Annotated in this window: 11 protein-coding genes; 1 reads left to right on the top strand and 10 read right to left on the bottom strand. The window is 64.8% G+C overall.

The genetic code is table 11. The features are described 5' to 3' along the window. Positions 1-226 precede the first annotated feature (226 nt). From N8I74_RS08830 to N8I74_RS08845, 4 genes are all read right to left on the bottom strand, one after another. Positions 227-847, bottom strand: coding sequence for a 3'-5' exonuclease (locus N8I74_RS08830; RefSeq protein ID WP_263126527.1), 621 nt, complete (start codon positions 845-847; stop codon positions 227-229). Further along, complete coding sequence (locus tag N8I74_RS08835; RefSeq protein ID WP_263126528.1) at positions 847-2,643, bottom strand: putative nucleotidyltransferase substrate binding domain-containing protein; 1,797 nt, start codon at positions 2,641-2,643, stop codon at positions 847-849. The genes N8I74_RS08830 and N8I74_RS08835 overlap by 1 nt, the downstream gene beginning before the upstream one ends. Positions 2,644-2,712: 69 nt before the next feature. Further along, the gene (locus N8I74_RS08840) at positions 2,713-4,404 is read right to left on the bottom strand and encodes a cation acetate symporter (RefSeq protein ID WP_263126529.1); all 1,692 of its coding nucleotides are present in this window, start codon (positions 4,402-4,404) and stop codon (positions 2,713-2,715) included. After that, a complete protein-coding gene (locus N8I74_RS08845) occupies positions 4,401-4,712 on the bottom strand; it encodes a DUF485 domain-containing protein (protein WP_263126530.1) in 312 nt (103 codons plus the stop codon). Before N8I74_RS08845 ends, N8I74_RS08840 begins: the two co-directional genes overlap by 4 nt. 236 nt (positions 4,713-4,948) lie before the next feature. Between N8I74_RS08845 and N8I74_RS08850 the strand changes: the two genes are divergently transcribed. Next, positions 4,949-5,836, top strand: a complete 888-nt coding sequence (locus N8I74_RS08850; RefSeq protein WP_263126531.1) for a LysR family transcriptional regulator — start codon at positions 4,949-4,951, stop codon at positions 5,834-5,836. Positions 5,837-5,926: 90 nt separating this feature from the next. Here the strand turns inward: N8I74_RS08850 and rpmG are convergent, their stop codons facing one another. From rpmG to N8I74_RS08880, 6 genes are all read right to left on the bottom strand, one after another. Next, positions 5,927-6,082 carry a 50S ribosomal protein L33 gene (rpmG, locus tag N8I74_RS08855; RefSeq protein WP_263126532.1) on the bottom strand — a complete coding sequence of 52 codons (156 nt, stop codon included), beginning with the start codon at positions 6,080-6,082 and terminating at the stop codon, positions 5,927-5,929. A 14-nt stretch (positions 6,083-6,096) separates the two neighbouring features. Continuing rightward, the gene (gene rpmB, locus N8I74_RS08860) at positions 6,097-6,330 is read right to left on the bottom strand and encodes a 50S ribosomal protein L28 (RefSeq protein WP_263126533.1); all 234 of its coding nucleotides are present in this window, start codon (positions 6,328-6,330) and stop codon (positions 6,097-6,099) included. A gap of 85 nt (positions 6,331-6,415) precedes the next feature. After that, the gene (locus tag N8I74_RS08865; protein ID WP_408611899.1) at positions 6,416-8,983 is read right to left on the bottom strand and encodes a DNA translocase FtsK; all 2,568 of its coding nucleotides are present in this window, start codon (positions 8,981-8,983) and stop codon (positions 6,416-6,418) included. Continuing rightward, positions 8,947-9,693: a lysophospholipid acyltransferase family protein gene (locus tag N8I74_RS08870; protein WP_263126535.1), complete on the bottom strand. Its 747-nt coding sequence runs from the start codon at positions 9,691-9,693 to the stop codon at positions 8,947-8,949. Before N8I74_RS08870 ends, N8I74_RS08865 begins: the two co-directional genes overlap by 37 nt. Positions 9,694-9,810: 117 nt before the next feature. Continuing rightward, positions 9,811-10,551, bottom strand: coding sequence for a flagellar motor protein (locus N8I74_RS08875; RefSeq protein ID WP_263126536.1), 741 nt, complete (start codon positions 10,549-10,551; stop codon positions 9,811-9,813). A gap of 15 nt (positions 10,552-10,566) precedes the next feature. Continuing rightward, positions 10,567-11,313 carry an RNA polymerase sigma factor FliA gene (locus N8I74_RS08880; protein WP_263126537.1) on the bottom strand — a complete coding sequence of 249 codons (747 nt, stop codon included), beginning with the start codon at positions 11,311-11,313 and terminating at the stop codon, positions 10,567-10,569. Positions 11,314-11,325 lie beyond the last annotated feature (12 nt).

Genomic DNA, 11,325 nt, shown 5'->3' on the forward strand with positions numbered 1-11,325 from the left:
CAGTTCCGCTGATGTGGCGGCGCAAGGCGGGCGATCCTGCCGGCCGCAGGTGGCCTGTCGTGGCATGCACGCATGGGTCGGGCAGCTGCGAAGGCGCATGCATGCTCGCCCTGGTCGTGGTGTGGGGCGGGCGCCGATGCCGCGGACGATGGCCCGATGTCCGCCACGGCGGTGCGGCCGGCACCTCTTGTCGGGGCCGGATGGCGCTGCCCGACGCCAGCGATCCTCAGGGCGGTATCCCGTGATAGGTCAGCTTCAGGAACAGCAGCGCGGCGAGCAGGGCATCGTGATAGGGGTCGTGGCGCGGCAGGGCCGGCAGCGCCAAGTCGTGCAACATGGCGGTCAGCGACAGATCCACCTCGGGACGGTAGGCGCTGACCTTGCGGTCGTAGTACAGCGAGGAGACCTCGATCCGGCGGTTGGGCAGGCCGATGCCCAGCCACGGTTTGAGGTAACGATCAAGGATGGCGAGGTCGAATTCCAGGTAGTAGCCCACCAGCGGGCGCGGTCCGATAAAGGCGAGCAAGCGCGCCAGCGCCTCGCGCTCCGGCAGTCCGGCTGCCGCGTCGGCATCGCGGATCGCATGGACTGCAATGCTGGCGCGGTCGATCGCGCCACGCGGGCGCACCAGCAATTCCAGGCGCTGCGAGGCAAGGATGCGCCGCCCGGCGATCCGGATCGCGGCCACCGCCAGCAGCTCCGCCTTGAGCGGGTCCAGGCTGCTGGTCTCACAATCAAGGCTGATGTATTCGCCGGCTGGCGGCGGATCGAACAGTGAGCGGTAGGCAGGTTCGCGCAGCCGACGCAATCCACGGCGACGGCGCCAGCCGGCAAAGAACGCCGTCATCAGAACTGCGCCAGCCGGAAGTGGTGGCGCAACCGCTCGCGCAGCCGGCGTACCACGGCGAACGCGTCGCGCAGCAGCGCGCGTTCGAGCGGGCTCAACCGGGCCGGGTCGATCAGGTAGTCGATCGGCCTGCCTTGCGCGTCCTGCTGCAGTGCATGGCGCAGATGCAGCGCATGGAACAGCGCCAGTGTCTCGGTCAGGTCACGTGCCAGGGAAGGGTCGAGCCGGCCGGTGGTGTGCAGCGCCTCGAGCCGGCGATAGGTGTTGGTCGGCTCGATGCCGGCTTCCAGTGCCAGGCTGCGCACGCCGTGGACGATGGGGAAGATGCCCAGCTTCTTCAGATCAAACGGTGCTTTGTCCGCCCATGGGCCGCCCATCCGCGGTGGCGGTGCGAACTGCTCCGCCGCCAGCGCAAAGCGTGCGAGGAATGCATCGTCGCCGGCCGACCAGCGCCGCAGATGCGTGACGACCTGTGCCAGCAGCGTCCCGTCACCGCAGACCGGGTGGGCATCCTGCCAGATGGCCAACCGCATGATGGCGTCGCCATCGCCGCGATCGAGCGCCTCATCCAGCAGGTGCTTGCACTGGCCGACCGACAATCGCCAGGCCGGGTTGCAGAGCATGACGCCACCCGTGCAGCGTGGGTGGCCGAATTGCACCAGCAGTGTGTTGAAGCGTTCGGTGATCGCCGGCAGCTCGACCGGAGGCGCGTAGCCGTCGGCGAGCAGCAGGGCATTGTCCTGGTCGGCAGGCAGCACTTGCTCGCCCCGGCCTTCCGAGCCGAGCAGAACGAGACAGCTGTTGGCGACGAGCCCGGGCGGGGCCAGCATCGCAAACAGCCGCGCCAGGAGCTTGCGCTGCAGCTCGGTGACGAGGTCGGCGATCAGCGTCGTCTTCACCCCTTGCCCATGCAGCACGGCCACCATGCGCCGCAGGTCGCGCGCCGCATGTTGCAGGTCATCGGTATCGGCCGCGCGTTCGATCCGGGCGCCGACCAGGTGGGCGTGGTTGGACAGAAAGGCCAGCAGGTCGACCTGCTCCAGCACGCCGACGATCTCGCCTTTGCGGGTGACGATGACGCGCTGGATTGCCTGCCGGGTCATCAGCAGCAGTGCCTGGTACAGGAACTCGTCTTCTTCGATGCCCTGCAGCGGGCGGTGCACACGGCTGGCGAGAGGGGTGCCGGTGGCGTCGATGCCATCGGCGATCGCGTCGCGCAGATCGCTCTGGGTGAAGATGCCTGCGCCGTCGGCGCTGCGCACCAGCACCGAGCTGAGATGCTGCTGCTGCATGGCGCGGGCGGCGTCCGCCAACGTGACGCTGTCGGCCAGCCAGCATGGGGCGCGGACCGGCGCCTGTGCCACACGGGCAAGCCACAGCGATTGCAGCTCGTGTCGGATGGGCTGGTGGGCAAGCGAGGCCAGGCGCTTGGCCACGTCCTGGTAGAAAAAGGCACCGAACAACGGATTGCGTTGCGTCAGGTCGAGCACGCACTCGCGCGGCAACCGGAACAGCACGCTGTCTTCCAGTGCATACAGGCTGGTGGCGGCCCGGCCACTGACCAGGGCGCGGGTGTCGAATGCCTCGCCTTGGTGGTAGAGCACGGGATCGTCGTCCACCATGCTGCCGATGACGCCCTTCATCGGCACGAACAGGCTGTCGACAGGGCTGTCCTGCCCGATCACCCGCTCGCCATGCGCATAGTATTCCAGGTCGATGACGGCTTCGAGCCGGGCGCGTTCGGTCCCGCTCAGGCAGTCAAAGGGTGGTTGATGGAAATCGAACGGCGTGGGCATGGGCGCTATGCCGGGCCGACAAGGCAGCGCCCCGCAGCCATACGGGGCGCTGTACGGCGGCCACGTCTGCTAGTGGCGCGAAGCGCCTTCGGCACCGATGCCGGTCATCGAACGGATGAACTGCGGCAGGAACAGTGCCTTCTCGTTGGCGGCGCGCGTGCTGTTGTCCAGCTTCGAGAACAGCCAGATGCTGAAGAACGCCAGCGGCATCGAGAAGAGGGATGGATTCTCGTAGGGGAAAAGGGCTGCGGGATGGCCAAGCGTCTTCACCCAGACCGCGGGGCCGAGCACGATCATCAGTATCGCGCTGACAAGGCCGATGGTGCCGCCGATCACCGCGCCGCGTGTGGTCAGCCCTTTCCAGAACATCGACAGGAACAGCACCGGGAAATTGGCCGAGGCGGCGATGGCGAACGCGAGGCCGACCATGAAGGCGACATTCTGGTTCTCGAAGGTGATCCCGAGGATGATGGCGACAATGCCGAGCACGACGGTGGCGATCTTCGAGACCCGCACCTCCTTGGCCTCGTTGGTATGGCCCCGTGCGAACACGTTGGCGTACAGATCATGCGACACCGCCGAGGCACCCGACAGCGCCAGACCCGAGACCACCGCGAGAATGGTTGCGAATGCCACCGCCGAGATGAAGCCGAGGAAGTAATCGCCGCCCACCGCACCTGCCAGATGCACCGCCGCCATGTTGGCGCCGCCGATCAGCTGCTTCACCGGCTCACCGTCCTTCATGATGGTCTCGGTGAATTCGGGCTTGCCCAGCACCAGCATGATGGCGCCGAAGCCGATGATGAAGGTCAGGATATAGAAGTAGCCGATGAAGCCGGTGGCAAAGAACACGCTCTTGCGCGCCTCCTTGGCGTCCTTCACCGTGAAGAAGCGCATCAGGATGTGCGGCAGTCCGGCGGTGCCGAACATCAGCCCTATGCCCAGCGAGATGGCATCGACCGGATTGGAGACAAGCCCCCCCGGGCTCATGATCGCGCTGCCCTTGGGATGGCTCGCCACCGCAGTCTGGAACATGGTCTCGAAGCTGAAGCCCGTGAGCGAGAGCACCATGGCGGCCATGAAGGTGGCGCCCGAGAGCAGCATCACCGCCTTGATGATCTGCACCCAGGTGGTTGCCAGCATGCCGCCGAAGGTCACGTACAGCACCATCAGCACGCCGACCAGCATCACCGCGGAGCTGTAGCTCATGCCGAACAGCAGCTGGATCAGTTTGCCGGCGCCGACCATCTGCGCGATCAGATACAGCGCCACCACCACCAGCGTGCCGATTGCGGCAAAGGTGCGCACCGGCGTCTGCGCCAGCCGGTAGGAGGCCACGTCGGCAAAGGTGTACTTGCCCAGATTGCGCAGCCGTTCCGCCACGAGGAAGGTGATGATGGGCCAACCGACCAGGAAGCCGATCGAGTAGATCAGTCCATCGAAGCCGCTGGTCATCACCAGCGCGGAAATCCCGAGAAAGGAGGCGGCCGACATATAGTCGCCGGCAATGGCAAGGCCGTTCTGGAAGCCGGTGATGCCGCCGCCGGCGGCGTAGAAGTCCTTGGCCGAGCGGGTGCGGCGTGCCGCCCAGTAGGTGATGCCAAGCGTGAACGCGACAAAGATGAAGAACATCACGATCGCGTGCCAGTTGAGGCTGCGTTGCTCGACCGGGCCGTCCAGCGCCGGTGCGGCCCAGAGTGGCAAGGCCGCGCACAGTGTGGCGGCGGCAAAACCCAGGCGGCCATGGAGGGTGCGGATCATGAGCGCACCTCCTGCACCAGTTCCTGGTTCAACTGGTCGAATTCGGTATTGGCACGGCGCACATAGATACCGGTGATCACGAAGGCCGACAGGATGACGAGTACGCCAAGCGGGATGCCAAGGGTGGTGACGCTGCCGGCGCTGAGCGGCATGCCCAGTGTGGATGGCGAGAAAGCGATCAGCAGGACGAATCCGTAATAGATCGTCAACATCACGATCGTCAGCTGCCAGCCGAGGCGGGTTTTCTTGTGCACCAGTTCGGCGAACTTGGGGTTCGCCTGGATGCGTCCAATCAGATCTTCGTCCATGCGGGTCACTCCTGCGTTTGCGATGGGGCGGGCCCGTTGGACGGGAGCCGCCTGCCGCAACTACTCTATGAATACGCCGATTCGCGGTGCCAATCGCAATTTCTGATATACGAAATCAGCAATCTTGATGAGGCATTGCAAAAGATAGACAAAACCAGCGTGGTTGCGCCCTAGCGGGAATCCCGGATGACGCACCGATTCGAGACGGAGCGCCCCAAACTGGGGATAATCCTTATATGGAAATCTATCAGCTGCGCACTTTCGTCGCCGTGGCGCTGCAGGGGCACCTGACCCAGGCGGCCGAACTCCTGCACCTGTCACAACCGGCTGTCACCGCGCAGATCAAGGCACTGGAGGAGGAGCTGGGCATCGCGCTGTTCGAGCGTTATCCGGGCGGCGTGCAACTGACCGAGGCGGGCAAGCTGCTGCTGCCTGATGCCCAGCGCATCCTGGCGTTGTCGCGCGACATGCTGCACCGGGCGCGGGGCATGTCGGGCGAGCCCAAGGGCAAGCTGCGCATCGGTACCATCGGCGTGCCGGGCCGGCTCAGGCTGGGCCCGCTGCTGGCCAGGCTGCGCCAGCGCTACCCGCTGATCTCGGTGCAGACACATCATGCGATCTCGGGCGTGGTGCTCAACGACGTGCGCAAGAAGGTGCTCGACGGCGGCTTCTATCTGGGCCGCAATCCGTACCAGAACCTGAATACCATGGTGCTCTCGGAACTGCGGTTCTGTGTGGCGATGCCGGCGGATTGGGCCAAGGTCTACGCCGAAGCCGACTGGAAGGCGCTGGGGCAGGCGGATTGGCTGGGGCTGTCGCAGTTCACCAGTCTGTCGTCGATCACGCAGGAGCTGTGGCGCGAGCACAATGTCGCTCCGAACAAGGTGGGTGAATTCGACGAGGAGGCGACGCTGGTCGAAATGCTCAGGGCCGGCATCGGTCTGAGCATCCTGGCCGAACGGACTGCGCAGCGCTTTGCTGCGGACGGCTCGATCGCGCTGTGGCGGGGCGGTGAGACCGTGATTGCGGCGCCACTGCAGTTTGTCTATCCGGCCGAGCGCGAGGCCGATCCGCTGATATGCATGCTGCGCGATACCCTGCGCGAGGTGTGGGAGCTTGGCTAACGGCTAACCGCGGCATCCGGAACCGTCGGTAAACGAAAAACCCCGCCAAGGCGGGGTTTTTGCGTACCAGTCCAGCAGCCAGGGATAGGCTTACTTGAGCTTGGTTTCCTTGTACATCACATGCTTGCGGGCAACCGGATCGAACTTCTTGATCTCGATCTTTTCCGGCATGGTCCGCTTGTTCTTGGTCGTGGTGTAGAAGTGACCGGTACCGGCGGAGGATTCGAGCTTGATCTTTTCACGCATGGCAGTTCACCTGATCACAGTTCGCCGCGGGCGCGCAGATCGGCCAGCACGGCATCGATGCCGTTCTTGTCGATGGTGCGCAGTGCGGCATTGGAAACACGCAGACGCACCCAGCGGTTTTCGCTCTCGACCCAGAAACGACGGGACTGGAGGTTGGGAAGGAAGCGACGCTTGGTCTTGTTGTTGGCGTGGGAAACGTTGTTCCCGGTTACCGGACGCTTGCCGGTAACAATGCATACACGAGCCATATTGGACAATTCCCTGACTTCTGGAAAAACCGAGTTTATAGCATGAACCGCGCCAACGGTTCAAGTCACATGGGAGACAACGGCCTTATTCGCCCGGAGGCACCAGCACCGTGCGGTTGCCGTTGCTCTCCATCGGGCTCACGAGGCCGGCGGTTTCCATCTGCTCGATCAGTCTGGCAGCGCGGTTGTAGCCGATGCGCAACTGACGCTGCACCGACGAGATCGATGCCTTGCGGCTCTTGATCACAAAGGCCACCGCTTCGTCATAGAGCGCGTCGCCTTCCGGATCGCCACCGCTGCTGCCTTCCCATGGCGCGCCGCCGCCTGCCGCCGCCTCGGCCTCGAAGCCGCCATTGAGGATGCCGTCCACGTAGTCCGGCTCGCCTAGCGACTTCAGATACTCCACCACCCGGTGCACCTCGTCATCCGCCACGAACGCCCCATGCACCCGCTGCGGATACCCCGTGCCCGGCGGCAGGAACAACATGTCCCCCTGGCCCAGCAGCGCCTCCGCCCCCATCTGGTCCAGGATGGTCCGGCTGTCCACCTTGGACGACACCTGGAACGCGATCCGCGTCGGGATGTTGGCCTTGATCAGGCCCGTGATCACGTCCACGCTTGGCCGCTGCGTTGCCAGGATCAGGTGGATGCCGGCGGCGCGCGCCTTCTGCGCCAGCCGGGCGATCAGCTCCTCGATCTTCTTGCCGGCCACCATCATCAGGTCGGCGAACTCGTCGACCACCACCACGATGAAGGGCAGGTGGCTCAAGGGTTCCGGGTCGTCCGGGGTGAGGGTGAACGGGTTGGTGAGCTTGTGGCCGGTCTTCTCGGCATCCTTGATCTTCTGGTTGAAGCCGGCGAGGTTGCGCACGCCCAGGGCGCTCATCAGCCGGTAGCGCTTCTCCATCTCGGCCACGCACCAGTTGAGGGCATTGGCGGCGAGCTTCATGTCGGTGACGACGGGGGCGAGCAGGTGGGGGATGTCGTCGTAGACCGAGAGTTCGAGCATCTTGGGGTCGACCATGATGAAGCGGACGTCGTCGGGGCTGGCCTTGTAGAGCAGCGACAGGATCATGGCGTTGACGCCGACCGACTTGCCCGAGCCGGTGGTGCCGGCGACGAGCATGTGGGGGGCGCGGGCGAGGTCGGTGACGATGGGCTTGCCGGTGATGTCCTTGCCCAGCGCCATGGTGAGCTTGCTGCCCATATGATGGTACGGCTCGGACGAGAGGATCTCGGAGAGCCGGATCATCTGCCGGGTGGGGTTGGGCAGCTCCAATCCCATATAGGTCTTGCCGGGAATGGTCTCGACCACGCGGATCGACACCAGGCCGAGCGCACGGGCAAGGTCCTTCATCAGGTTGACGATCTGGCTGCCTTTGACACCGATCGCAGGTTCGATCTCGTAACGGGTGATCACCGGGCCCGGATAGGCGGCGACCACCTTGACCTCGACGTTGAAGTCCGCCAGCTTGCGCTCGATCAGCCGTGAGGTGAACTCCAGCGTCTCGTGGCTGATGGTTTCCTGGGCGACGGGGGGCGGTGCCAGCAGGCCCAGCGCGGGCATCATCTCGCCGCCTGCGCGCGGTGGCGGCACCTTGATCGGCGGCAGTTCTTCCATCTCGAACAACATGGGCTGCGCGGCCTGGCGCTGCGCGGCCTCCTGCTGTTTTTCGAGTTCCTTCTTTTCCTTTTCCAGACGCTTCCCGGCCTGTTTCGCCACCGGCACTTCCAGCTGCGCGGTCTCGATCTTGAGCGGCGGCTTGTCCTCCTGGCGCTTCTTTTCCTCGGTGACCTTTTCCTCGCGCTTGACCGCGGCCTGTCGTCCGATACGCCGGTCCTGCGCGGCCTGCCAGCTGTCGATCGCCTTGAAACAGAGCCATTCGAGCGCCGCACCCAGCCTTTCCATGGTCCCCAGCCATGACAGGCCGGTGAACAACGACATGCCGATTGCCCAGGCGGCGATCAGCGACAAGGTTGCCCCGGCGAATCCCAATCCGTGATAGAGCCAGCCGCCCAGGGCAAGGCCAAGCACACCGCCTGGCGCCAGCGGCAGCGGAACCGACAGCGAGTGCAGCCGCAGCGCCTCCAAACTGGCCGACGAGAGCACCACCAGCAGAAAGCCAGAGCAGGCGAGCAGCACCACCGGCTTGTTCGACTCTTCCAAGATACGGTCGATACGGCGGTAACCCCACCAGATCGCCGCGAAGCAGAACGCGACCCACCACCATGCGGACAGGCCGAACAGCGAGAGCAGGATATCGGCGACCCAGGCGCCAAGCATGCCGGCACGGTTGCGCACGTCCAGATGGCTGGTGCTGTGCGACCAGCCCGGATCGGCCGGGTGGTACGAGGCCAGCGCCAGCACCATGTACAGTACCACCGCGACCAGCAGGAACCACCACGACTCGCGCAAGGCGTTGGCGATCTGGGGTGGCAGCGCGGCGCGGGCCGAGGCGTTGGCGACGTTCTTCTTGCGAAATAAAGCCATTGTGACAAATGGATGGGGCACGGAATGCCCGATTATAGCCACAGCGGACCCGGCCCAGCGCCCGCGGTGGCGACGGCTGCGCAAACCAGTGTCATGGACGTCGTGTCGCGGTGCTCCGCCGTCATCTACTGCAGGTATCGTTGCTGCCATGCCACGAAGCATGCATGGGCATGGGCCGCGTAGTGGTCGCGCCCGGCGAATTGCCCCGGATCGAAGGCATCGAACACGTGATAGTTGGCCACGTGGTTGGGCGCGGTCAGGATGTGCCACATCTTTTGCAGCAGGGTCTCGCCGTCGGCCCATTCGAATGCTTCCTGCGCTTCGTAGTGCAGGAACACCGGCACGATGGGGATGCCGGTTTCGAGCGAGACGGTGAAGGCGCCGTACAGGAATTTTTCCCACAGCCGCCGGCCCTTGCAGCCGCCTTCCGGGTAGAGCGCCACATTGTGCCCCGCATGCACGGCCGCGATCAGCGCCCCCTGGGCCGCCTGGCGCGAATCCTTGTTTTCACGCGTCACGAACAACGTGCCGGCGGCGGCTGCGATGCGGCCGACCAGCCACCATCGGCGCACTTCAGCCTTGGCCAGGCTCGTGACCGGAAACAATGCGGGAATGCCGATGTCCTCGAAGGCGGATGGATGGTTGGCGATCAGGATGTAGCGAGGCGGCAGCCGGCGTGTCTGATGCTGGTGCAGGCGCAACTGGACGCGCAAGGCACGTGCGAACACCCGGCACCAACTGCGGAACAGCCGCGGATACCAGCCTGACAGCCAGTGCAGCGGCAGCCAGGAAAGCACCAGCATCAAAAGGGTGAACAGGGCCAGATCGAGCCAGGCGACAAGGTCGCGCAGGCGTGCGGCAAGCCAGAGCATGCAACGCTCCCGGTCAGGGCGGACAAAGTCAGTCTTAAGTGCGGGTCTGGCCGGCAAACGCCGCATCCGGACCGTGCGCGCCGCTGCCCCGGGTCTGCGGCGGTGCCGGTCAGGGCGTCAGTGGACAAACCCCGCCAATTTGCTTTCCAGGAGCCGCGGATTCTCGCCGTTGGCAATGGTGTACAGCCCTTCGAGCAGCATCTCGCGTCGACGTACCTCGGTGGCGATATGGTGCTTGAGCTTGTTGGAGATCGGCAGGAACAGCAGGTTGGCCGAGCCGACACCATAGATGGTGGCGACGAAGGCCACTGCGATGCCGGCACCCAGCTTTGCCGGGTCGGACAGGTTTTCCATCACGTGGATCAAGCCCATCACCGCACCCAGGATGCCGATGGTGGGGGCGTAGCCGCCAGCCGATTCCCAGATCTTGGCCGCGGCGCGCGCGCGCTCCTCATAGGCGTCCACCTCCAGCTCCAGCGCGCGCCGGATCACCTCGGGCTCGGCGCCGTCCACCAGCATCTGCAGGCCGCGCTTCACGAACGGATCCTTCTCGGCGTTGACATAGGGTTCAAGCGCCAGCAATCCGCCGCGCCGCGCCTGCTGGCTCCAGCTGACCAGCACACCGAGCACCTTGCGGAAATCGTGCTGCGGCGGAACGAACACCCATTTGGCAAGCCGCACCCCGGCGATGAAATCCTCGGCACGGCTTTGCAGCATCACCGCACCGGTGGTTCCGCCGATCACGATCAGAAAAGCGGTGAGCTGGATCAGGGAGCCGATATGCCCACCTTCGAGCACCTGCCCCAGCACGATCGCGGTGATGCCTAGCAACAGGCCGAAAAGACTGATCTTGTCCATGCGCAGATCTTGTTGTTAGCGGGTTTGCAGCCAGTCCTTGAGCCGCGTACGCAGCCGGGCGACGGCCTGACTGTGCAGTTGCGAGACGCGCGACTCGGAGACGCCAAGCACGGCGCCGATTTCCTTGAGGTTGAGTTCTTCTTCGTAATAGAGCGACATCACCAGCTGTTCGCGTTCGGGCAGGGCGGCGATGCCATCGATCAGGGTCTGCCGGAAACCGGCCTGCGACAGCTGTTCAAATGGATTGGCCTCGTGGTCGGCCGAATAATGGTCAAGCTGGTCGTTCTCGTCGGCCTGCTCGAAATCCTCGTAGTACACCAGTTGATGGCCGCGTCCGTCGGCCAGCAGTTGCTGGTACTGCTCAAGTGGCAGCTGCATCCGGGCGGCCACCTCCCCGTCGGTGGGCGCGCGTCCCAGTGACTGCTCCAGGTGCCGGATGGCCTGCTCGATCTCGCGCATGGCGCGGCGGGCCTGCCGCGGTACCCAGTCGATGTGCCGCAGCTCATCCAGCATTGCACCGCGGATGCGCTGGGTGGCGAAGGTTTCGAACTGCACCCCGGCGGTCGGATCGAAATTGCGCGCCGCCTCCATCAATCCCATCAGTCCGACCTGGATCAGATCCTCGACCTCGACACTGGCGGGCAACCGCGACGCCATGTGATAGGCGATGCGCTTGACGAGCGGCACATGCGCGTGGACCCGGTCTTCCTGTGGCGAAGCCTGGGTCTGGCGATAAAGGTGGATGGCTCGGGGTGATGGCATACCGTAACCGGA

The sequence above is a fragment of the Chitiniphilus purpureus genome, assembly GCF_025642115.1.
Classification (GTDB): domain Bacteria; phylum Pseudomonadota; class Gammaproteobacteria; order Burkholderiales; family Chitinibacteraceae; genus Chitiniphilus; species Chitiniphilus purpureus.